Raw genomic sequence first — 23,935 nt, 5'->3', positions numbered from 1 at the left:
ACGATATGTGTGGGATCGCAGGCATCTATCATCTCGAAACGGCGAAGCCGGTCGATCCGGCGCGGCTGCGCGCGATGCTCCATCCGATGGCGCATCGCGGCCCCGACGGCGCGGGCGAATGGACCGCGCCCGGCGTTGGCCTTGCGCATCTGCGCCTGTCGATCATCGATATCGAGGGCAGCCCGCAGCCGATGGCCAGCGACGACGAGGCCGTCACGCTGACCTATAACGGCGAAATCTACAATTTCCGTGAGCTCCGCACCGAACTTGAAGATCGCGGTTACCGTTTCCGCACCAGCGGCGATACCGAGGTGATCATCGCGGCGTGGCGCCAGTGGGGCGTCGATTGCCTGTCGCGGCTCAACGGCATGTTCGCGTTCGCGATCCATGACCATGCGCGCGGCTGCCTGTTCCTCGCGCGCGACCGGCTGGGGGTGAAGCCCCTCCACCACGCGCGCCTGTCGGACGGTTCGGTGGCGTTCGCATCCGAACTCAAGGGGCTGCTGCGGCATCCGTTGTTGCGGCAGGAAGCCAACCTCAGCGCGATCGAGGATTTCCTCGCCCTCGGTTATGTGCCCGACGACAATTGCATCGTCGCGGGAGTACAGAAACTGCCCGCGGGCCATTATTTGCTACTCGAACGCGGCAAGCCGGTTCCAGTACCGACGCGCTGGTGGGCGCCCGACTTTTCGAAGCGTATCCGCGCCAGCGAAGACGAAGCCGCCGAACATCTTGTCCATCTGATGCGCGCCGCAGTGACCGACCGCATGGTTGCCGACGTGCCGCTCGGCGCCTTCCTGTCGGGCGGGGTCGATTCAAGCGCGGTGGTCGCGCTGATGGCAGAGGCGAGCGCGAAGGCAGTCAAGACCTGCACCATCGGGTTCGACCAGGCCGCGCTCGACGAAACCGCCTATGCGCAGCAGATCGCCGAGCGGTTCGCCACCGATCATCGCACCCGTACCGTCGCGGCGGGCGACTTCGCCCTCGTCGATCATATCGCCGACATGTTCGACGAGCCCTTCGCCGACGCCAGCGCGTTGCCGACCTATCGCGTGTGCGAACTCGCGCGCGAAGAGGTGACCGTTGCGCTGTCGGGCGACGGCGCCGACGAGGCCTTTGCCGGCTATCGCCGCCTCGTTTTCCAGCATCAGGAAGAGCGGCTGCGCGGGCTGATTCCGGGCTTCCTGCGCCGCGGCGTGCTGGGACCGCTGGCGCGCGTCTGGCCGCAGATGGACTGGGCGCCGCGGCCGCTCCGCGCGCGCGCGACGCTCGCCAGCCTATCGAAGAGCGGTGCCGAAGGCTATGCCGAAGCGGTCGGGGTCACCGGCCCCGACCAGCGCGCGCGTTTGTTCAACGATGCCGCGAAGCACGCACTCGGCGATCATGTCGCCGAGGCGCGATACTGGCGGGCAATGGCCGAGGCGCCGGCGCGCGAGGCGCTCGACCGCGCCCAATATGCCGACATGATGATCTGGCTGCCCGGCGACATTCTGACCAAGACCGACCGGATGAGCATGGCGGTCAGCCTCGAGGCGCGCGAGCCCTTGCTCGATTACCGCCTGATCGAGTTTGCAGCGAGCCTGCCGGCATCGATGCGGGTGAAGGGCGGGACGGGCAAGGCGATCCTCAAGCAGGCGATGGAGCCCTATCTGCCGCACGACATCCTCTATCGGCCCAAGATGGGGTTCGTGACGCCGGTGTCTCACTGGTTCCGCGGCCCGCTCGTCGATGCGGCGAAAGGCCTCGCGACCTCGTCGACCCTCGCCCGGTCGGGGTGGTTCGACATGGCCGAGATCGAACGTATCGTCGCCGCGCACCAGTCGGGACGCCGCGATCACGGGCGGCTGATCTGGCAATTCTTCATGCTGGAAAAGTCGCTGGCGAAGCTGTTCGGGATTTAGAGTCGGCGTGAAGGGCGGTTTTGGGGTGGATTTCTGACCGCCCTCTATTTCCGTTCGTGTCGAGCGAAGTCGAGACACCCGTCGGCCTTGCGCCCAGCCTGAGGGGCATCTCGACTTCGCTCGATGCGAACGGGTAAGGTTGGACCAAACGGCAGCTTCCGGCCGAAACCTGCCTTCCGAAATAATTCGCGCAGAGGCGCAGAGGCCGCAGAGAAGCAAGGCCATCCTCTCTGCGGTCTCTGCGCCTCTGCGCGAGCTCATTCATCGTCTGCCTCCCGCAATCGGCGAAAGGCGACATTCCCGAACATCCTTTTCGCTCGCCTTCGCAAAGCGCCATTTCGCCTTGCCTTCGCAATAATTTCGCAATACCAAATACTCAATAATCAGCATAAAAGCTGATATTTTGTAAAGTTTTGCAAACACGATATGCCCGATTTGCAAAGATTGCGAAGACAAGGGTCTGCCATGCGTAAAGCCTTCATGGGCGTCCGCCTCCGCCGCCTGCGCGAAGAACGCAAGCTCAAGCAGGTGGAGCTTGCCAACGCGCTCGGCATTTCGCCGAGCTACCTCAACCAGCTCGAACAGAACCAGCGCCCGCTCACCGTCCCGGTGCTGCTCAAGATCAACGCCGTCTTCGGCATCGACGTCCAGCTCTTTTCGGAGGACGAGGAAGCGCGGCTGATCACCGAACTCCGCGATGCGCTCGCCGAGGGAAGCGAAGACGTCTCGCTCGCCGAGGTCCGCGAAGTCGCGATGAACATGCCTGCGGTCGGACGGACGCTCGTCGCGCTGCACCGCCGCTACCGCGAGGCGGCCGAGCGCAGCGAAGCGATGGCGGCGCAGCTCGGCGACGAATGGCTCGCCGATGCCCCCGCGCGCATGCCGTTCGAACAGGTGCGCGACTTCTTCTACGCGCGCCACAACCATGTCGAACCGCTCGACGAAGCCGCCGAGCGGCTCTACGCCGCCGCCGGGCTCAGCCCGCATGGCGCGCACGCCGGGCTGCAAACCTGGCTGCGCGACCGCCACGCGATCCAGACGATCTTCGCCGACGGCAACGGCACCCAGCGCCGCTTCGACCCCGCGACCCGTACCCTCCACATCGCCGCCGACCTCACCCCGGGACAGCAGGCGTTCCAGATGGCGACCCAGCTCGCCTTCATCGAACTTGCCGCGACGATCGACCGGCTTGCCGACGACCGCATCCTGCAGGGCGAGGAGGCGCGCCAGCTCGCGCGCGTCGGGCTCGCCAATTATTTCGCCGGCGCGCTGCTCCTGCCCTATGGCGATTTCCTCGCGGCCGCCGAGGCGGAGGCCTATGATATCGAGCGGCTGGCGCGGCGCTTCGGCGTCGGCTTCGAAACCATCTGTCACCGGCTGTCGACGCTCCAGCGCCCCGATGCGCGCGGCGTGCCCTTCTTCTTCGTGCGGGTCGATCGCGCCGGCAATATCTCGAAACGCCAGTCGGCAACCGACTTCCACTTCTCGCGCGTCGGCGGCAGTTGCCCGCTATGGAACGTCCACGAAGCCTTTGCGCAGCCGGGCAAGCTGTTGACCCAGATCGCCCAGATGCCCGACGGGCGCACCTATTTGTGGATCGCGCGCACCGTGGGCACGCCGAGCGGCGGCTATGGTGAACCGGGCAAGCATTTCGCGGTCGGGCTCGGCTGCGACATCCGCCACGCCGGCCGGCTCGTCTATTCGCGCGGGCTCGATCTCGCCGATCCGGCCGCGGCGACGCCGATCGGCGCCGGCTGCAAGATATGCGAACGCACGGGCTGCGCGCAGCGCGCCTTCCCGCCGATCGGCCGCGCGGTCGCGGTCGACCACAACCGCAGCACGCTAGCGCCCTACCCGGTCGCCTGAAGTTAGGCCTGCACAGAACCGCCGCTGCACCCAAGGGGAAAGGGCGCAGCGGCGGCAGGGGGAAATCAGCGCGGCGCCGCGTCGATGCCGAGCGCCTTGGCGATCCGTTCCCACGGCACCAGCTTGAAATTCTGATGCTCGGGCGGCGACACGTTGCGGCCGTCTTGCGCGACCATCAGGCCGTTCGGGAAGGCTGGACCCGCCGCCATGCTGGTGACGTCGAGCCCGTCGGTTTCGGACACGCCGTCGATGCCCGCCGCCATGTCGGCGCCGATCCGGAACGATCCGACATAGTCATTATTGCCCTCGCGCCGGAACACCGCATAGCTGTCGTTGCCCTGGCTCGACACGATCAGATAGCCCTTGCCGTCCGCCTGCGCGTACAGCCCGATGCCTTCCATATCGTCCTTGAGCGCAGGATTGTCGGTGACCTTCGCCAGCATCGTCCGCGCCGGTCCGCCGCGCGGTTCGGCGCCCTCGCGCCAGACTCCGACATCTTCCTCGCCGGTATAGAGCATCCCCGTCTCGTCGTCGGCGACGCAGCCTTCGACCTGCGTCCCGAACGGCAGGTCGCGCATCAGCTTGGCGCGCACCTTGCCCGCGGGACCCTCGACCAGTTCCCACTGGCGCATCTTGCCGTCTCCCTGGTTGACGAAGACATAGGTCTTCTTCGTCTTCGCGCTACGATACATGCACAGCCCATAGGGATCGTCGAAGCCGGTGTCCTGCAGCCCGTCGGCCACGTCGGTCAGCATCCGCGTCGCGGGGTCGATCGTATAGATGGAGATGCCCTTGGTCGTCCGGTTGCTCGCGGTCACCAGCGTGACGTCGCGCCCGCCGAGGCCGAAACCGCTGCGCAGGTCGACATTGTTCATCCGCCCGTCGGGCAGGAACTGGATCTGCTTGCCGTCGAGGCCATAGACATAGAGCCCCGACTGTTTCTGCGTCCCGATGATCACGCTCAGCGCCGGGTCGACGGGGTTGATCCAGATCGCCGGGTCGTCGGCCGCATCGCCGCCGGTCTCGACCGGGTCGGTCTCGACCGTCGCGAGCGCGAGCGGCATCGTCTCGGGCGCCGCCATCGCCGGCCGTTCGGCTACCCCCGCCGCAGCGAGCAGCGCGGACCAGCTCGCGATCTTGAAATTGGGCAGCTCGGGCGAATTATCGTCGTCGGCGACGACCACGACGGGCCCGGCGATGGTAATACTCCCCGCATCCTCGACCGCGTCGTTCCCCGCCGCCAGCGCGACCGAGCCGAGATAGGCATAATCGTCGGCGGGATCATAGATGTTCAGCCGGTTCGCCGAGGCGTCCGAGACGAGCAGCCGGCCGTCGGCGGCGATGCCGACACCTTTCGCTTCCTCGGTGATATGGCCAAGGCGGACGATATCGACGATCTCGGGGGTGATTTCAGCCTCGGGCTCGGCGGCGAAGCGCCACACGCCGACCGCTTCTTGCGAGAAATAAACCGAACCGCGATCGTCGGCGGCACAATATTTGATTTCGGAACCGAGCGACCAGCGCCGCGCGATCCGTCCGTTCATCGCCCCCGACGCATCGGCCGACAGCCCCCATTGCTCGATCTCGCCCTTGTCGCCGGCGAGGAACAGATAGAGCGTCCCGTCGCGGTGGCTGCGCGAGAAGCAGAGGCTCGCGACGGTCATTTCGGGCTTGATCCCGGCCAGCGTCAGCGCCGCCGGCACGCCGCCGGCCCCGACGCGGAAGAATTTCGGCGCATTATCCTTGCCGTCGAGCGCCGCGAGCAGCGGCGCGCCGCCCGCCGCGGCACCGGCGCGCAGATCGAGGCCGCGGATATTGCCGACCTTGTGCGTCGCGACGCGCTGTCCCTTCAGGTCGAAGACGTCGACGCCTGCCGATTCGGCGCCGGCGAGGATCAGCGAACGCGACGGATCGCCCGGATCGGCGACGACGACCGCGCCATCGGCGCCCGATCCCTGCGTCGCCTGTGTCTCCGCCGATGCGGCGACGGTGCGGACCGGTGCGGCTTCCTGTGCGGCGGCACCTGCGGCCGACACGCCCGCCAGCACGGCGGCGATTGCGAACAAGCTCGTTTTCACTCAAACCCTCCCTCTGTTGTCGATTATTGCGCCCTCACCGCGTGATGGCGCGCTCCGAATGTCATTTCAGAATAATTTTTCTATCTTTATCTAAAAACAGAACGTATATTCATTCCATGACGATGTCACCCCTTATTTCCGCCATGATCGCCGCCGCTCACGCCGCGGGCGAAGGACTGATCGCCGACCGCGAGCGCATTGCGACGCTCACGATCCACAGTAAGGCCGGCGCCGCCGACATGTTCACCGAGGCCGATCTTCGGGCCGAGGCCACCGTGCGCGAACACCTGATGGCCCATGCTCCCGATTACGGCTTCCTCGGAGAAGAAGGCGGGCTGACGCCCGGCCGCGACGCCGACCATGTGTGGGTGGTCGATCCGTTGGACGGTACAACCAACTTCCTGACAGGATCCCCACTCTTCGCGGTCAATATCGCGCTGGCGCGGCAGGGCGATGTCGTCGCCGGCGTCACCTATGTTCCTGCGATGAATGAACTTTTCTGGGCCGAAACCGGAAACGGCGCTTGGCTCGGCGAAAAACGCATCGAAATTTCACCGCGCACGACGATCGAGGAATCGGTGCTCGGCGTCGGCATCCCGTTCGCGACCAAGCCCGACCACGACCAGTTTTACGCCGAGATGGAACGGCTGACCCCGCGCGTCACCGGCATCCGCCGCCTCGGCGCGGGCGCCATCGACATGGCATGGGTCGCCTGCGGCCGCCACGACGCCTATTGGGAACAGAGCGTCAGCGCGTGGGACATGGCCGCGGGGGTCGCGATTGTTCGCGAGGCGGGTGGGATCGTCACCGACACGCGGGGAAGCGAACTCGATCTGATGAACGGCACCGTGCTGGCATCGACACCGGCGATTCATGGCGAATTGCTGACGGCGCTGGCGCGGATTTAGGCTGCCGCGATTACGGCTTTGGGGTGGGGGAACGGACGTTCGCTCTTTGGTGTACCCCGGCGAAAGCCGGGGCCCAGAGCGTTGGAAAGCTGGCCTCGCGTAAATACGCCCTCGGCCCCGGCTTTCGCCGGGGCGCACAGCATTGATGGCAACTATCGGCCGAAACCCGTCGTTCCGATCTCCATCGAAAGCGGGAAGACCCCATCGAAATTGCCACCCATCCTTAACGCTTCGCTGCTAGGCTCGCTGCCGATGACGGTCCATCCCGCCTTTCCGATCAACGGCATCGCCGTGCCTGCCGACGCCGCGCCGCTGACCGTGCGTGTCGTCGATCCGCTGGCGCTGTCGCCGCCGCTTGCCGAGGCGTGGGACCGGCTGGCGGTGGAAGCGAGCGAGCCCAATCCCTTTGCCGAGCGCTGGTGCCTGCAGTCGGCGCTGCACCTCCTCGATCCCGACCGCCATGCGCGCCTCATCCTTGTCCGCGACGGCAGCGACGGGCCGGTGATCGGCGTGATGCCGCTCGCCCCTGCAGCGCATTATGGCCGCCTGCCGCTGCGCCATGTCGATGGCTGGGCGCACCCCAATCATTTCCACGGCGCGCCCCTGGTTCGCGCCGGGTTCGAAAATCTTTTCTGGTCCATCCTGCTCGGCTGGTGCGACGCGGCGCCATGGGCGAAGACCCTGCTGCACCTGCCGCGGCTGACCGAGGACGGGCCGCTCCACCGCGCCCTCATCGACGTCGTCCGGATGCGGGGCGGTGAGGTCGAGGTCGTCCACCGCGAGGAACGCGCGCTGCTCGAAAGCAACCTGTCGCCCGATGCCTATTGGGAGGCGGCGGTTCGCGGTAAGAAACGCAAGGAGCTCCGGCGGCAGGCGAACCGGCTGGCCGAGCAGGGCGTCGTTGCGTTCCGGCGCTGGCAGGCCGGCGAGCCGCTCGATCCGTGGATCGACGCCTTTTTGGATCTCGAAGCACGCGGCTGGAAAGGGCGGGCGGGATCGGCGCTCGCGAGCCATGGCGATACCGAGGCCTGGTTCCGCGCGATCCTCACCGGTGCGGCCGACGCCGGCAAGCTCGACCTCCGCGCGCTCGATCTCGACGGCCGGCCGCTCGCGATGCTGGTCAATTTCCTCTGCCCGCCGGGCGGTTTCTCGTTCAAGACCGCTTTCGACGAGGATTATGCGCGCTTCTCTCCCGGCGTGCTGCTCCAGCAGGCCAATCTCGACCTGCTTGAGGACAGCCGGATCGCATGGGTCGATAGCTGCGCCGCGCCGGGCCACCCGATGATCGACAGCGTGTGGCGCGAACGCCGCCACCTCCTGTGGGTCAATGTGCCATTGTCCGGGGCCGCCGACCGGCTGCGCTTCGCCATTCTCACGAAACTCGAACGCGGCTGGCGGCGCTGGAAGCGTCCGGCCCCCGCTGTTGAAGAATCACAGGACCCCGCATGACCATGCACCAGCCGATTGCCCGTACCGTATTTCCCTTTGAAACGCTGGACCGGATGGAGGAACTCTATCCGCAGCAGGCGGGACTGCTTCATCACGGCCTGCGCGATCACCCGCTGCTGTCGCTGGAGGCGCTCGCGGTGCTCGGCGAAGGGCTGCCGGAGGGGCAGGTCGAATATAATCCTGGCGACGTGCCAATCGGCATCCTGCCCGAGGATGTGCCGTCGAACGGCCTGTCGATCGGCGAGACGATCCGCACCATCGACACCAACCGTAGCTGGGCGGTGCTCAAGAATATCGAGAGCGAGGAGGCTTATCGCACCCTGCTCATGGACCTTCTCGGCGAACTCAAGCATGTCGTCGAGCCGCGCACCGGCGCGATGCTGACGCCGCAGGGCTTTATCTTCATTTCCTCGCCCGGATCGATCACGCCATTCCACTTCGATCCCGAACATAATATCCTGCTGCAATTGCGGGGCACAAAGGTGATGAACGTCTGGCCCGCCGGCGACGAACGCTTCGCGCACCGCCGCGAGCATGAGCGCTATCACACCGGGGGGCATCGCAACCTGCCGTGGGACGAGGCCTATCGCGAAGGCGCACAGCAGGTGCCGCTCGCCCCCGGCGATGCGGTGCTGATGCCGGTGATGGCGCCGCACTTCGTCGCCAATGGCGATGCTCCGTCGATCTCGCTGTCGATCACCTGGCGCAGCGAATGGAGCTACCGCGAATCCGAAGCACACGCCGCCAACGCAGCGCTGCGCCGTATGGGGCTCGACCCCGCGATGCCGCCGCGCTGGCCGAGCTATGCCTGGGCGAAGACGGTCGGCTGGCGGGTCGCGCGCAAGCTGCGGCTCGTCGAGTGACGCCGTTGCACGATAGTGCCAAACGTCAGGCCACAGATTGCTTCCCATCGGCGCGTTTTGGAGCTATGGGCGCCCATCCTTGTATTTCGAGCCCATAGAGGATTGATGGCGAAAGAAGAACTTCTGGAAATGCGCGGCCAGGTGGTCGAACTGCTGCCCAACGCGATGTTTCGCGTCAAACTGGAAAATGACCACGAGATTCTGGGCCACACGGCCGGCAAGATGCGCAAGAACCGCATACGCGTTCTCGTGGGCGACGAAGTGCTCGTCGAACTTACCCCCTATGACCTGACCAAGGGTCGGATCACCTATCGCTTCAAGTGAGCGGCGCGGCGACACCTCGCGCGCTGGTTCTGGCTTCGACATCGCCGCGCCGGCGTGAATTGCTGGCGCGGATCGGCGTGATTCCGGCGCGCATCGCTGCGCCCGACATCGACGAAACGCCGCGCAAGGGCGAGCTGCCGCGCGATTATGTCGCAAGGCTTGCCGAGGGCAAGGCGCTGGCGATTGAACGCGCGCCGCACGAGGTCGTGCTGGCGGGCGATACCACGGTTGCTGTCGGGCGTCGCATTCTCGAAAAACCCGCCGACGAGGCCGATCTTCGCCGCATGCTTGGGCTGCTTTCGGGCCGGCGGCATCATGTCTGGTCGGGACTGTGCGTCGTCGACACCGACGGCCGGGCGCGGGTGCGCGTCGTCGATACGATCGTCGCATTCAAGGCGCTGAGCGCCGCCGAGATCGACTGGTATGTCGAAAGCGGTGAAGGGATGGGCAAGGCGGGCGGCTATGCGATCCAGGGCCGCGCCGAAACCTTTGTCCGCTTCCTGTCGGGCAGCCATAGCAATGTCGTCGGCTTGCCGATGTTCGAAACGGCGACGCTCCTCGCCAGCGCCGGAATCGCACTTGGCTGAGTGGCTGTACGAAGCCGGGATCGGCGAGGCGCGCGTCGCGCTCGTCGAGGATGGCGCAATCATCGAAGCCCGCATCGAGCGCGATAGCGACGGTCCGCGCGTCGGCGCGGTCGTCGCGGCGCGGCTGGTCGAGGCGGGACGGGGCGGCAAGGGCGCGCTCGTCGCGCTCGACCGGCCCGGCGAGCCGCAGGCGACACTTGCTGCGGTGCCGCCCGCAACGTCGACCGGCGCGCGGTTGGTCGTCGAAATCACCCGCATGGCGCTCCGCGAACGCGGCCGCGACAAACCCGCGCGTGCGGTGCTGGCGGAGCCGGACACGCCGCTCGCCGACGGGCCGGACCTGCGCGCGCGCATTGCGGCGAGCGGTCATGCGGTCGTCGAGGTGAAACCGACCGGCCCCGACCTGCTCGAACAGGCGGGCTGGTCCGAACTCATCGACCACGTCCGGGCCGGGCACTGGCCGTTTGCGGGCGGCGCGCTGTGGGTCGACGCGACCCCGGCGATGGTGCTGATCGATATCGACGGCGACGGCGACGGCGACGCGCTGGCGCTCGCCAGGGCCGGGGCGAAGGCAGCGGTCGCGGTGATCCGTTGCTGCGATATCGGCGGGTCGATCGGGATCGATTTCCCGTCCTTGCCCGATCGGGCGGGGCGCCACGCGATCGACGCGCTGGTCGACGCGGCGCTGCCGCCGCCGTTCGAGCGCACTGCCGTCAACGGCTTCGGCCTCATGCAGATCATCCGCCGCCGCGAACGGCCGTCGCTGATCGAGCAAATCCGGTTCGATCCGGTCGCGACCGATGCAGCGCTGCTGTTGCGGCAGGCCGAACGCGCGGCGGGGACGGGAACGCTCCGGATCGCCGCGCGTCCTGCCGTCATCGATCATATCGCCGCGAACCCCGCGTGGATCGATGCGCTGCAGGCACGGACCGGACGGCGCGTCGAGCTTGCCGCCGACGTCGCGATGAAAGGAGCGGGCCATGCCCAGTGAAACCGGCGCCAAACGCCGCAAGTGCCCGCTGTGCGGAGCGCCGCGTGTCGAGGCGTACAAGCCCTTCTGCAGCCGCAGTTGCCGCGACCGCGACCTCCTGACCTGGTTCGGCGAAGGCTATCGCGTGCCGGTCGACCAGCCGCCCGACGGCACCGCCGACGACGATCGTTTCGACGAGGGATGACCCGCGAAAAAAGCGGTCACAAAGCCACTGGACAGGATCGAAAGCCCTGCCTATAGCCGCCGCTCGCAGCGCGGTCGACCGGCCGCAGCGGCCTTGCCCGGGTAGCTCAGTTGGTAGAGCATGCGACTGAAAATCGCAGTGTCGGCGGTTCGATCCCGTCCCCGGGCACCATTTTCCATCCAAGGACATTCAGGCACGTTTCGCGCGGCAGTTCACGCGTTCGCTCCCTTTTTCGGCAACGCCAATGACGCCCCCTTCTTTTTGAATAATTTGCATTATTCGGCGGGTGTTTTCGGGTTTCGGGTGCTCGGATAAATATACTTACTGCCAATTCTGAAATATGTTATTTAACCTAGTTGTCTGGGTCGCATCGCTAATTGGTTTTATCTGCCTGTCGACGGGGGTGGGGACCTTGACGCCATTGGCTGCGATATGCGTGTCCTGATAATAGAGGACAATTTCCGGCTGGCGGAGCTGATGGGTCGCGGCATCGCGAACTGCGGCTTTAGCCCGGACATCGTTTCCAGCATCGGCGACGCCGAAGCCGCATTGGCGGACGCCAATTATGATGCGATCATCCTCGATCTGGGATTGCCCGATGGCGACGGGCTGGTGTGGCTCCGCCGCGAGCGCTCGAAGGCACCGCTTCCTCCGGTTCTCATTCTGACCGCCCGGGACGGTCTGGGCGATCGTGTCGCCGGGCTCGACGCCGGCGGAGACGATTATCTGATCAAGCCGGTAGAGATCGAAGAGCTTGCGGCGCGCCTGCGCGCTTTGCTCCGCCGGCCGGGACCGCGCGGACAGCCGGTGATCCGGATCGGCAGGCTGACGTTCGACGTCGCGGCAAGGTCGGGGGCGATCGACGGCCGGACGCTCGAACTCACCCGGCGCGAAGCCGATCTGCTCGAGTTGCTGGTCCGTCGCGTGGGGACAGTCGTCCGGCGATCGATGATCGAAGAGGCGCTCTATCGATTTGACGAGGCGGTGACGCCGAACGCGGTGGAAGCGATCGTGTCGCGTCTGCGGCACAAGCTGAACGATGCCGATCGACCCGACGTGCTGATTACCGTGCGCGGGATGGGATATATGATCAGGGACAGCGGCGCTTGACCGCGCCGCTTTCCGTTACCCGCCGCCTTACGCGCGGGATGAGCTGGATCGGACTGTTCGGCGGATTGTCCCTGATCATTTTCGTCAGTTTCGATGTCGAGGTCATGCTGGAGCAACGATCGGCCGAAGAGGGCTGGCGCGGCGAATGGCTCGAAATCGCCGAGCATGTCGTCCTGCCGCTCATCGTATTGATGATGCCGATGTTCATCGCGGGGCGATGGGTCATTCGCACGTCGCTTGCCCCGCTCGGGATCGCTGCCGCGCATATCGATGCCGCCGCGGGCACCGATCGCGGGTTTCGCCTGAACGTCGATGACCTGCCGGTCGAAACGCAGCATTTCGCGCACGCGATCAACAATCTGCTCCGGCGGCTCGATGACGCGGCGGGGCAGCGCGAGGCTTTCGCGGCCAATGCGGCCCATGAACTCCGTACGCCGCTGGCAATATTGATGGCGGAACTCGACAGGCTGGAATCGCCGGATGCCGCTCGCCTGAAAAAGGATGTGGCGGCCATGAACCGGCTTGTCGGCCAGATCATGATGATCGCGCAGGTCGAGGCGCATGTCGCAGCCCCGATTGCCCGCGACAGGGTGTCGCTCGAGCAGGCGGTAATGGATGTCATAAACCGTTATGCGCCGATTGCGGCGGCGCAGGGCAAGCATATCGAACTGCGGGTCGAAAGCCGTCCGGTGGTTCGCGGTATCCGGGAAACGATCGTGGCAGCGGTCAGCAATCTGGTCGACAACGGACTGCGGGTGACGCCGGTCGGCGGAAATGTCGTCGTCACCGTAGGTCCGGCGGCGCAAATCGGGGTTCACGATGGGGGCTGCGGGCTGTCGCCGACGGAACTGGCGATACTCAGCCAGCGCTTCGCTCGGGGCGATCATGCCAGCGCGAGCGGTGCGGGGCTCGGTCTGGCGATCGTGGCGCGGGTCATGGAAATCCATCGCGGGGAACTGGCGACCAATCCTCACCGGCAGGAAATCCGGCTGTCGTTCCCGGAACTGGACGATATGGATCAATAATTGTCCCAAATAAAATCACATCCGTCAGGTTGGCGTCAGAATAGCGGCCTAAGTTAACCCTTTGGCCGAGTCGTATTGTGTAAGGAATATCCTCCCGGATGGGTCGCAACGCCGGGTAGAGGCCTTATTGAAAACTGATATGCGACATGTGCCGTGGGTAAATGGGATACCCGGTTGGGGGCGGTACCATGGCAAATGATTCTGGCGGGGTATTGATTGCGGACGATCATCCGCTCTGCCGTGCAGGTTTGACAACGATATTCAGGCGGGATCTCGGCGTTCCGGAGCTCTGGGAAGCGCAGGATTTTTCGGCCGTGCTGGCGAAAATCACGGCGCATCCCTCTATCGGTCTGGTGACCATCGATCTGGATTTGCCGGGGCTTCGCGCCGGGGCGGGATTGCGCGATCTCCGGATGAGATTCCCGGCCGTGCGGCTCGTCGTCGTCGCGGCCGACCGCGACCGTGAACGGGTGCTCGATTCGCTTTGCGCAGGGGTGCACGGCTATATTCCGAAGGACCTGCCGGTCGACGAGATGCTGGCGGCGCTTCAGATGGTGGTGGCCGGCCAGATTTTCGTTCCGGCCCTGGTTTCCGACCTCGCGGCACGGAAGGAACACGGGCACGGTGACGATGTCGCGATGCATGACGGACCACTGACCGACCGGCAGTTCGAAGTGCTCAATCTGCTGGCGGCCGGACGTTCGAACAAGGAAATCGCGCGCACGCTTCATATCGCGGAGGGGACCGTGAAGGTTCATATCGCGGCTGCTTTCCGGATGCTTGGCGTACATAATCGGGTCAGTGCTGCAGCAGCGATGCGCGCGCGGGCATCCAACGATGGCGCGATTGACACTTATCTGCCGGGCCTGTTCGACGAACAGATAAAGAGGCCGATTTTGGAGCGCGCGCAAAACAATGTAGCGCATATTTCGTTCCGGCGCTGATCCCGCCGCTCTCCAGTCTTTCCCTAGGGGGCCGCCTAGAGGATGATGGACAATGTTGAACGCCCTTATCGTCGAAGATGATGCCGAGGTTGCGGCCATATTGCGGGACCTTGTCGAGATCGACGGACGGCTTCGCGTTGTCGCGATTGCCGACGATGCCGCGTCGTCGGCTCTCGCCGTCACCGAACACCGGATCGATTGCGCTCTCGTCGATATCCAACTCGCGCATCAGTCGTCCGGATATGGTATCGCGTGCGATCTGACCCGCCACGGCATTGTCTGTCTGTTCGTCACCGGGCATGCGCCGCCATTTCCGATCCCGGAATTTGCCCTGGGCTGCATTTCCAAGCCCTGGAGCGTCAACGCAGTGTCGCAGGCACTCGACGCTATCGTGGCGGCCAGGGGCGGCGGGGAGGGCCCGTCTGCACCGGCCCCCGGATTTTCGGAATTTCAGCGTTACTGACCATCGCGCAAGGACGATGGCAGCAGGGGGCGATCTCCGGTCGGCCGGTGTCGGCGCGCGCGCTGTATAGAGCCAGCGTAATATATCGAAAGTAATAGATATATATATCGCCGGAATATAGAAAATCGAAAAGGTAATAGGCCGTCAGTCCAACTCGACGGCCTTTCGCAATTAGCGATAAGTTTCATCCCGTTAGATTTGAAACCCGGTGCGCTGTGTGCCGGGCGGAAGCGGCCAGTCGAAGGCCGTTGATCCAGCTTCGCATCAGGGAGAAATACCATGGTCACGTACATCCGTAGCGATCTCGATTTCATTCTTGAACAGATCAAGATTGCCGAAGCCCATGCGGCCGGTCAGCCGCTGTACGGACCGGGCGGCCTTGTTCCCGCCTATAATCTCTCCTTTGGCTTGCGTACCGTCGATGGCAGCAACAATCACCTGCTTCCGGGGCAAGAAAAGTGGGGCGCGGCCGATGTCGAGTTCCCGGCGCTGCTCGACCCCGCATACCGGCCGGCCGACGGCACTCCCTTCGATCCCGACGGCCCCGGGGGGGCGCCGGCCATGCCGACGCAGCCCAACTATAACCCTTCCAACAATCCCGGTTCGCTGGTTTTCGATCAGAATCTGCGCACCATCTCGAACCTGCTCGTCGATCAGACCCTCGGCAATCCGGCCGCGGTGCTGGAAGGGCTGGAGCGGGCAGGAAGCGCGGACCCCTTCACCGATCTTGCAGCGATCACCGCCATCTATCAGGCCTTCAAACCTGCAGCAGAAGCAGAATATCAGGCTCGTGTGGTCAGGGATAATGCGGAGGTGGCAGTGACCGCTGCCGACGACGGCAATCCCGGCACCAACACTCCGGCCGAGCAAGCCGCCGCAGCGGCGCTTGTCGCGGCGACGGCGGCGCACGATGCGGCACTGACCGATCTGAACGCGGCGCGGGCAGTGCGCGACGCCGCGGTCGAGCCGTTCGGGATCACGATGGACGGTGACAATGTCAGCCTTCCGAACACCTCGCCCGACGGCGGTCTTTCGGCGCCCTTCAACTCGTGGTTCACCCTGTTCGGCCAGTTCTTCGATCACGGCCTCGACCTGGTCAACAAGGGCGGCAGCGGCACCGTGTTCATTCCGCTCCAGCCCGACGATCCGCTCTATGTCGAAGGAAGTCACACCAACTTCATGGTGCTGACGCGCGCGACGGTCTCCGCCGGTGCCGACGGTGTCATGGGAACGGCCGACGACGTCGGACCGGTCAACACCACGACCTCCTATGTCGACCAGAACCAGACCTATACCTCGCATTCCTCGCACCAGGTCTTCCTGCGCCAATATGTCGAGAACGCCGACGGCCGCCCGGTCGCGACCGGCAAGCTGATCGAAGGCGGCGGCGCGTCGCCCGGAGGCATGGCCACATGGGGCGAAGTCAAGGCGCAGGCGCTGATGCTGGGCATCGAACTGACCGATCAGGATGTCGGCAGCGTCCCGCTGCTGCGCACCGACCAATATGGCAATTTCATTCCGAATGCCGACGGTTATGCGCAGGTCATCACCGGGATCGGCGCCGACGGAATCCCGAATACGGCCGATGATGTCGTGGTTTCGGGCACACCCGATGCGCCCGTCGCGCTGACCGCGGCGATCCGCACCGGCCATGCCTTCCTTGCCGATATCGCGCATGATGCGGTGCCCAACGGCCTTGCCGACGGCGATATCGAGATCGGATTGCTCAATCCGGGCAACAATCCGCTCGTGTACGACAACGAACTGCTCGACGCGCACTTCATCGCCGGCGACGGCCGCGTGAACGAGAATATCGGCCTGACCGCGGTCCATCACGTCTTCCATTCGGAACATAACCGGCTGGTCGAGCATACGAAGGACGTGACGCTGGCCGACGCCGCGCAAATGCTGGCGAACGGCGCGACCCAGGCGGAAGCGGTGGCGTTCCTCAACGAATGGCTTATCGACGATGTGACGACGGTTCCGGTCGGCCAGGCCGCGATCGATGCCCTGGTGTGGGATGGCGAACGCCTGTTCCAGGCCGCCAAGTTCGGCACCGAGATGCAATATCAGCACCTCGTCTTCGAAGAGTTTGCGCGCAAGGTGCAGCCGCAGATCGATCCCTTCGTGGTTCCCGACGGCTTCGACACGACGATCAATCCCGATATCGTCGCCGAATTCGCGCACGTCGTCTATCGCTTCGGCCATTCGATGCTGACCGAGTCGATCGACCGTTTCGATCCGACCTTTAGCGAAGACGATATCAGCCTGATCGAGGGCTTCCTCAATCCGGTCGCGTTCGACCAGAGCCACGGGGTTGCCGACGGGCTTGCTGCGGGCGACATCATTCGCGGGATGACGCGCCAGGTCGGCAACGAGATCGACGAGTTCGTGACCAGCGCGCTGCGCAACAATCTGCTCGGCCTGCCGCTCGACCTTGCGACGATCAACCTCGCGCGCGGTCGCGACACCGGCGTACCCTCGCTCAATGCCGCGCGGCGCGAGTTCTACGAGGTCACCAACAATGCCGCGGTGCTCAAACCCTATGAAAGCTGGGTGGATTACGCCGGCAACCTCAAGAACGAGGCTTCGATCATCAACTTCATCGCGGCCTATGGCACGCATCCGCTGATCACCGGCGAAACGACGGTCGAGGGCAAGCGCGCTGCGGCGATGGCGATCATCTTCGGCGTCGATCAACAGATTCTCGACGATCCGGACACCGCGGCGAACGAAGCGCGGACGATCACGGCGCCCGCCGACGCGGTCGACTTCCTCAACAGCGAGGGTGCCTGGGCAAGCGGCCCGGACGGGGTGACGACGACGGGTCTCGACAATGTCGACCTGTGGATCGGTGGCCTCGCCGAAAAGATCCTGCCGTTCGGCGGCATGCTCGGCTCCACCTTCAACTTCGTCTTCGAAGTGCAGATGGAGCAGCTCCAGAACGGGGACCGCTTCTATTACCTCCAGCGCCTCGACGGTCTGCACCTGTTCGGCGAGATGGAAGCGAACAGCTTCGCCGCGATGATCATGCGCAATACCGACGCGACGCACTTGCCGTCGGATGTTTTCTCGACCCCGGGACTGATCCTCGAAGTCGACCAGTCGCGGCAGTTCAACGACCTGAACGGCGACGGCGTGCTGGAAAGCACCGACCCGACCGGGGGCGGTATCCTGACCCCGCTCGTCGTGCGCAACAACCCCGGAACCGCCGGGCCCGACAGCAATTATCTCCGCTATACCGGCGGTGAGCATGTCGTGCTCGGCGGCACCGAGGCCGGCGATATCATCATCGCCAGCGAAGGCGACGACACGATCTTCGGCGACGGCGGCAACGACACGCTCGAAGGCGGTGCCGGCAACGACATCATCAATGCCGGCACGGGCGACGACGTCGTCCGCGATCTCGGCGGCGACGACAATATCAAGCTCGGCGACGGGCATGACGTGCTCAACACCGGGCCCGGGCTCGATCTCGTGCTCGGCGGGGCCGGTCAGGACTTCATCGTCCTGGGGAACGACGCGGGTTCGGAAGTGTTCGCGGGCGAAGGCAATGACTTCATCCTCGGCAATCTGACCGCCGAACGTATCCTCGGTAACGAAGGCGACGACTGGATCGAGCACGGCACGTTCGACGGCGCCCCCGGCGACAATTTCGACGAGATTTTCGCGCGCGACGGTGTGGTCGGCCACGACGTATTCTTCGGCCTCGGCGGCTTCGACGAGTTCATCGCCGAAGGCGGCGACGACATCATGGTCGGCAGTCCGGGCCGCGGAAAGCTGGCCGGCATGTCCGGCTGGGACTGGGCGATCTACAAGGATAATACATTCGGTGTCGATGCCGACCTGACGCGCGGTATCGTGTTCGACGAGAACCCCACGCCGCCTATCAACGCCACGCAGGATGCCTATGAATCGGTCGAAGGCCTGTCGGGGTCGCGGTTCGACGACATCCTGTCGGGTTCTGACGTCACCGCGGCCGAACGGGCGCCGTTCAATCCGGATCCGCTGCTCAGCGGGTCGGAAGGCTACACCGGCAGCAACCTCGATGCGGCGGGCATCGCGCGGATCGCCGGATTGCAGGCCGTGGTCGGGGCAGGCGTCACGTCGTACAATGCGGGGGACATAATCCTCGGCGGCGACGGCAGCGACCTCATTCGCGGCAACGGCGGCGACGATATCATCGACGGCGACAAATGGCTGAACGTGCGGATCAGCGTTCGCGAGAATGTTGGTCCCAATGGAGGCACCGGCGCGGAAATCGCCACCGCCGACAGTATGACGCAGCTCGTGACGCGCATGTTCAACCGGACGTTCAATCCCGGCCAGTTGACCATCGTACGTGAAATACTGACTGCCAACGGCGCCGGCGATACCGATGTTGCGGTCTTTTCGGACCTGCTGGAAAATTACGACATCACCTACAACGCCAACGGCACGGTCACCGTGGCGCATGCGCGCGGTACCCAGGCCGACGGTACGGACACGCTGCGCAATATCGAGGTCATGCGTTTCCTCGACGAAGATGTCACGACCAACACTTCGGCGACTGGTCAGCCTGTGATCAGTGATTTGACGCCGACGGAGGGCCAGCAGCTGACGCTGAACACGACGGGGATTGGCGATGTGAACGGGCTGGGAGCGTTCAGCTACCAGTGGCAGCGGTCGGTGGACGGCGTGACGTGGATCAACATTGCCGGGGCGACGGGGTCGACGTTTACGCCGGACGATAATCCGGGGCAGGTCTTCGGCGACCAGGCGGGCCAGCAGTTGCGGGTGGCGGTGAGCTTCACCGACGGCAGCGGCGCGGCCGAGCAGGTGGTTTCGGCGGCGACCGGGCCGGTCGGGGTCAACTGGAGCGGCAATGGCGGCAACAACACGCTGAACGGCACGGCCGGCGACGATATCGGCGCCGGCGGCGACGGCGGCGACACGCTGAACGGCAATGGCGGGGCCGACCTTCTGAACGGCGGCGCGGCCAACGATACGCTGAACGGCGGCGCGGGCAACGACACGCTGGTCGGCGGGACCGGTGTCGACCTGATGACCGGCGGCGCCGGCAACGACAGCCATGACGGCGGCGGCAACAGCGACACCGCGATATTCGCCGGGGCGATCGGCAACTTCGGCTTCGAGACCGTCGGCACCTCGATCGTCGTCACCGACAATACGGGGGTCGAAGGGGTCGATACGCTCGCCAATGTCGAGGTGCTGCGTTTCAACGGCGTCAACTATGCCGTGACTGCCGGCACCGGCGGCAACAACAATAACCTCAACGGCGGGAACGGCATGGCGGGGTCGCAGGCGGTGTTCGGCTTTGGCGGCAACGATGTCGCCAACGGCGGCGCGGGCAACGACTTCATCCATACCGGCGACGGCGACGACCGGATAAACCAGACGGGAGGTACGGGTGGCCGCGACATCGTCAACGGCGGCAATGGCACCGATACCTATGTCCTGAACGGCGTGGCCGGGGCGGAGACCTTCCGCATCTATGCGCGGGCCGCGGCCGAAGCGGCGGGGATCACGGGGCTCAATGCCAACACCGAGATCGTCATCACCCGCAACGGTACGGGGAACGCCCAGGTGATCGCCGAACTCGACAATATCGAGGAGATCAACATCAACGCCCTCAACGTCTCTTCGCCGGGTGGTGTCGCCCCGGGCGGATCGGGCGCGAACGGCGGCGATACGATCCAGGTGATCGGCGACTTCAACCCCACCAGCCTCAACTTCAACACCATCACGGTGAACGGCGGGCAGGGGAGCGATACGGTCAATATCTCCGGCCTGACCTCCGCGCACCGGCTCGTGTTCAACTCGGGCGGCGGCAACGATCGAGTGGTCGGGGATCTGCGCCCGCAGGATGTGGTCGACCTCGGCAACGGCCGCGGCGACTTCGCGGGTCTCGCGGACCTCGGTGGATGGTTCAACCGCGGCCATCTGTTCGACCAGGTGCGGCTGCTCGAGACGCTGCGCGATCACGGGTTCGAACCGGAGTTCCGGCAGATCGACCTCGGGCATCTCGATCATCTGTTCGCGTAAAGAGCTTGGCGCCGGTCCCTCCCATGGCCCCCGGCCGGCGCCATTTTCCCGTTCGATAAGCGAGGGAGCATAAGATGCGCCTGTTCTGGATGCCGGTGCCGCCCGCGCTGACGAATGCCGTCCGGGCCTGCCGGGGCCACTTCATGCTCGCCGCCGCTTTCAGCGCGCTGATCAATATCCTCTACCTCGCGCCGACCATTTACATGATGCAGGTCTATGACCGGGTGGTCCCGACGAACGGCGTCCTGACCCTCGTCTTCATCACCCTCGTCGTCGGCGCCGCGATCGCGACCCTGTCGGCGCTCGACGCGGTCCGCGCCCGGCTGATGATGCGCGCTTCGCTGCGCCTCAACCGCCTGCTGTCGGGCGATATCCTCGACCGCCTGCTCGCGCGGAGCCGGGCGAAGCCCGGCGATCCCTCGACCCAGCAGGCGATGCGCGAGTTCGACACGCTGCGCCAGACGCTGGGCGGTCAGGCCGCGACGGCCCTGTTCGACGTGCCATGGACGCCGCTTTACCTGTTTGTCGCCTTTTTGATCCACCCGATGCTGGGGGGACTGGTGCTCGGGGCCGGCGCGATCCTCGTCGCGCTGGCGATCACCAACGAGAGGGGCAGCAAGGCCAAGGCGGAGCAAGCGCACCAGGCCAATGCGCGGGCCTATGAAGCGCACGAGGCGACGCTGCGCAAGGCCGAGGTGGTGCGGGCGCTCGGCATGCGCCGCGCGATGGTGGCGCGCCATATCCGGCAGCGGAGCGCCGGGCTCGATGCGAGCGCGGAGCTGCAGTTTTCGGGGAGCCGGTACAATTCGCTCGTCAAGTTCGTGCGCATGTTCATGCAGTCCTTCGCGCTGGGGGTCGGTGCCTGGCTCGCGATCCACGGCCAGATCTCGGTCGGGGCGATCATCGCCGCCTCGGTCCTGCTGAGCCGCGCGCTGCAACCGATCGAACAGCTCGTCGGCGCCTGGCCCAGCATCGTCCAGTCGCGTCAGGCGCTGCACACATTGGATCGTCTGTTCGCCAATGCGCCCTCCGAACCCGAAGCGCGCACGGGCTTGCCCGATCCCGCAGGCTTTGTGGAACTCGACCGGGTGGTGGTCCGCAATGCCGAGGGCAACGCCATCCTGCTCAAGAATGTGTCGCTGAAGCTGGCGCCGGGCGAAGTGCTCGGGGTCATCGGGCCGTCGGGCGCGGGCAAGACCACCCTGGCGCGCGTCGCCGCCGGCGCCCTGCCGCCCGACTTCGGCGAGATCCGCATCGACGATGCCAGCACCGCCGACTGGGATCCCGAAGCTCTCGCCCGGCATATCGGCTATCTGCCGCAGGATTGCGCGCTGCTGCCCGGAACGGTCAGCGAGAATATCTCGCGCTTTGCCGGCGCGCGCGGCGTCGAGCAGCCGGTCATCGATACCGAGGTCGTCAAGGCGGCACGCATGGCCGGCGTCCATGAACTGATCCTGCGCCTGCCCAATGGCTATGACACCTCTATCGAGGGCAGCGGACACCGGCTGTCGGCGGGCCAGGCACAGCGGGTCGCGCTCGCGCGCGCCCTCTATGGCAGCCCGCGCATCCTGATCCTCGACGAACCCAATTCGGCGCTCGACAGCGACGGCGAGGAAGCGCTGTCGCGGGCGATCGCGGCCGCGAAGATGCAGGGCGCCGCCATCATGATCGTCGCGCATCGCGCCGCCGTCCTCGCCAATGCCGAAAGGCTGGCGGTGCTGACCGGCGGCGAGATCGTCGGCGTCGGCCCGCGGGGCGAGATTCTCGCCGCGCTGCAGAAATCGGCGCCGCCGCCGAACGTCGTTCCGATCAACGAAGGGGTCCGGCCGTGAACGAACCATCGACATCGCCGGTCGCGGCACACGCGATGGACGACGATAGCAACGACCGGCCGCATCGCGAGTTGCGGCTCGGCGCCGCCATCGTCGCCTTGTTTTTCGTCGGTTTGCTCGGATGGGCGGCCGCCACGCCGCTCGATGCCGCGGCATCGGCACAAGGCTTTGTCGCCGTGTCGGGCAACCGCCAGGCGGTCCAGCACCGTGACGGCGGTGTCGTCACCGCACTGCATGTCGTCGAGGGGCAGTCGGTCACCAAAGGCGAACCGCTGCTCAAGATATCGGCCTCCGAACTGATCGCCACCGAACGCGGCATGACCGGCGAGGTCGTCGCGCTGCTGGCGCAGCGCGCGCGGCTGGTCGCCGAGCAGAACGGCTTGCCGCGGGTTGCCGAGCCCGCCGAGTTCGCCTCGTTGACGCCCGCCGACCGCCTGCTCGCCGCAGAAGCCCTGCGCGGCCAGCGCCGGTTGTTCGAGGCGCGGCGGGGCTCGCTGTACACCGAACGCGGCGTGCTCGGCCAACGGATGCGCCAGCATTCGGAGCAGATCAACGGCTACGCCCACCAGATGCGCTCGAACCAGGAACAGCAACGGCTGATCGGCGAAGAACTCGACGGGATGCGCACGCTGCTGCCCAAGGGCTTCGTCTCGATCAACCGGGTCCGCGCGATGGAACGCGACGCCGCCGCGCTCGACGGCAGCTATGGCGCCTATCGCGCCGACATCGCACGCTCGTCCGAGGCCATCGGGGAAGCGCGGATGCAGATCGTCGCTCTCGACAAGCAGATGATGGAAGAGGTCGCGACGCAGATGCGCGACGGGCAGATCCGCCTCGACGAACTGCAGCCCAAGCTGGTTGCGGTGCGCGAACAACTCGCGCGATCGACGGTCAGGGCCCCCGCCACCGGCCGCGTCGTCGGCCTCAAGATCTTCACGGTCGGCGGCGTCGTTACGCCGGGCGAGACGCTGATGGAAATCGTCCCGCAAGACCGCGCGCTGGTCATCGAAGGCAAGGCCCTGCCCACCGATGCCGACGATCTGGCGCCGGGAATGACCACCCAGATCCGCTTCACCGCGCTTCAGGAACGCAACCTGCCGATCCTCTTCGGCAAGATTTCAAAAGTGTCCGCCGACAGCTTCGAGGACGAACGAACCGGAATGCGCTTCTTCAACATCCAGCTCATCGTACCGCCCGGCGAACTCGCCAAACTCCGCCAGGTCCGCAAAGACGGCGGCCTCCGCGCCGGACTCCCCGTCGACATCATGATCCCGCTGCGCAAACGCACCGCTCTCGCCTATCTCCTCGAACCCCTCGGACAAACACTCTGGATGGCCGGCCGCGAAAACTAACGTCGTCGAATCG

Annotated in this window: 17 protein-coding genes and 1 tRNA gene; 17 read left to right on the top strand and 1 reads right to left on the bottom strand. The window is 65.5% G+C overall.

Features of this window, described 5'->3' with window-relative positions; all coding sequences use genetic code 11:
* The first annotated feature begins 5 nt into the window (after positions 1–5).
* On the top strand, positions 6–1,901 hold the full coding sequence (locus V6U71_RS14350) for an XrtA/PEP-CTERM system amidotransferase (protein WP_411339088.1): 1,896 nt from the start codon (positions 6–8) through the stop codon (positions 1,899–1,901).
* 465 nt (positions 1,902–2,366) lie between these two features.
* Positions 2,367–3,767 carry a short-chain fatty acyl-CoA regulator family protein gene (locus tag V6U71_RS14345; protein WP_411339087.1) on the top strand — a complete coding sequence of 467 codons (1,401 nt, stop codon included), beginning with the start codon at positions 2,367–2,369 and terminating at the stop codon, positions 3,765–3,767.
* 65 nt (positions 3,768–3,832) lie between these two features.
* Here the strand turns inward: V6U71_RS14345 and V6U71_RS14340 are convergent, their stop codons facing one another.
* Positions 3,833–5,845: a phytase gene (locus V6U71_RS14340; protein WP_411339086.1), complete on the bottom strand. Its 2,013-nt coding sequence runs from the start codon at positions 5,843–5,845 to the stop codon at positions 3,833–3,835.
* A gap of 143 nt (positions 5,846–5,988) precedes the next feature.
* Here V6U71_RS14340 and V6U71_RS14335 point away from each other — a divergent pair, with 143 nt between their 5' ends.
* The 15 genes from V6U71_RS14335 to V6U71_RS14265 all read left to right on the top strand — a co-directional run bounded on the left by V6U71_RS14335 (position 5,989) and on the right by V6U71_RS14265 (position 23,922).
* Positions 5,989–6,753: an inositol monophosphatase family protein gene (locus V6U71_RS14335; RefSeq protein ID WP_411339085.1), complete on the top strand. Its 765-nt coding sequence runs from the start codon at positions 5,989–5,991 to the stop codon at positions 6,751–6,753.
* A 252-nt stretch (positions 6,754–7,005) separates the two neighbouring features.
* Positions 7,006–8,202: a GNAT family N-acetyltransferase gene (locus tag V6U71_RS14330; RefSeq protein WP_411339084.1), complete on the top strand. Its 1,197-nt coding sequence runs from the start codon at positions 7,006–7,008 to the stop codon at positions 8,200–8,202.
* Positions 8,199–9,065 carry a cupin-like domain-containing protein gene (locus V6U71_RS14325; protein ID WP_411339083.1) on the top strand — a complete coding sequence of 289 codons (867 nt, stop codon included), beginning with the start codon at positions 8,199–8,201 and terminating at the stop codon, positions 9,063–9,065. Before V6U71_RS14330 ends, V6U71_RS14325 begins: the two co-directional genes overlap by 4 nt.
* 105 nt (positions 9,066–9,170) lie before the next feature.
* The gene (infA, locus tag V6U71_RS14320; protein WP_010162480.1) at positions 9,171–9,389 is read left to right on the top strand and encodes a translation initiation factor IF-1; all 219 of its coding nucleotides are present in this window, start codon (positions 9,171–9,173) and stop codon (positions 9,387–9,389) included.
* On the top strand, positions 9,386–9,976 hold the full coding sequence (locus V6U71_RS14315) for a Maf family protein (RefSeq protein ID WP_411339082.1): 591 nt from the start codon (positions 9,386–9,388) through the stop codon (positions 9,974–9,976). Before infA ends, V6U71_RS14315 begins: the two co-directional genes overlap by 4 nt.
* A complete protein-coding gene (locus V6U71_RS14310; RefSeq protein ID WP_411339081.1) occupies positions 9,969–10,967 on the top strand; it encodes a ribonuclease in 999 nt (332 codons plus the stop codon). The genes V6U71_RS14315 and V6U71_RS14310 overlap by 8 nt, the downstream gene beginning before the upstream one ends.
* A complete protein-coding gene (locus tag V6U71_RS14305) occupies positions 10,957–11,151 on the top strand; it encodes a DNA gyrase inhibitor YacG (RefSeq protein ID WP_411339080.1) in 195 nt (64 codons plus the stop codon). The genes V6U71_RS14310 and V6U71_RS14305 overlap by 11 nt, the downstream gene beginning before the upstream one ends.
* Before the next feature lie 95 nt (positions 11,152–11,246).
* Positions 11,247–11,322, top strand: a tRNA-Phe gene (locus V6U71_RS14300).
* Positions 11,323–11,583: 261 nt separating this feature from the next.
* Entirely contained in the window at positions 11,584–12,261 is a 678-nt protein-coding gene (locus V6U71_RS14295; RefSeq protein WP_411339079.1) for a winged helix-turn-helix domain-containing protein, read from the top strand.
* 38 nt (positions 12,262–12,299) lie between these two features.
* On the top strand, positions 12,300–13,286 hold the full coding sequence (locus tag V6U71_RS14290) for a sensor histidine kinase (RefSeq protein WP_411339078.1): 987 nt from the start codon (positions 12,300–12,302) through the stop codon (positions 13,284–13,286).
* A 188-nt stretch (positions 13,287–13,474) separates the two neighbouring features.
* Positions 13,475–14,230, top strand: coding sequence for a LuxR C-terminal-related transcriptional regulator (locus V6U71_RS14285; RefSeq protein ID WP_411339077.1), 756 nt, complete (start codon positions 13,475–13,477; stop codon positions 14,228–14,230).
* Positions 14,231–14,282: 52 nt separating this feature from the next.
* Positions 14,283–14,693, top strand: coding sequence for a response regulator (locus V6U71_RS14280; protein WP_411339076.1), 411 nt, complete (start codon positions 14,283–14,285; stop codon positions 14,691–14,693).
* Positions 14,694–14,972: 279 nt separating this feature from the next.
* Positions 14,973–20,738, top strand: coding sequence for a peroxidase family protein (locus V6U71_RS14275; protein ID WP_411339075.1), 5,766 nt, complete (start codon positions 14,973–14,975; stop codon positions 20,736–20,738).
* A 74-nt stretch (positions 20,739–20,812) separates the two neighbouring features.
* On the top strand, positions 20,813–22,570 hold the full coding sequence (locus V6U71_RS14270) for a type I secretion system permease/ATPase (protein ID WP_411339074.1): 1,758 nt from the start codon (positions 20,813–20,815) through the stop codon (positions 22,568–22,570).
* A complete protein-coding gene (locus tag V6U71_RS14265) occupies positions 22,567–23,922 on the top strand; it encodes an HlyD family type I secretion periplasmic adaptor subunit (RefSeq protein ID WP_411339073.1) in 1,356 nt (451 codons plus the stop codon). The genes V6U71_RS14270 and V6U71_RS14265 overlap by 4 nt, the downstream gene beginning before the upstream one ends.
* Positions 23,923–23,935 lie beyond the last annotated feature (13 nt).

This window comes from Sphingopyxis sp. J-6 (assembly GCF_046603995.1).
Classification (GTDB): domain Bacteria; phylum Pseudomonadota; class Alphaproteobacteria; order Sphingomonadales; family Sphingomonadaceae; genus Sphingopyxis.
The sequence above is the reverse complement of the archived record's forward strand: the minus strand, read 5'-3'. Positions and strand labels throughout refer to the sequence as shown.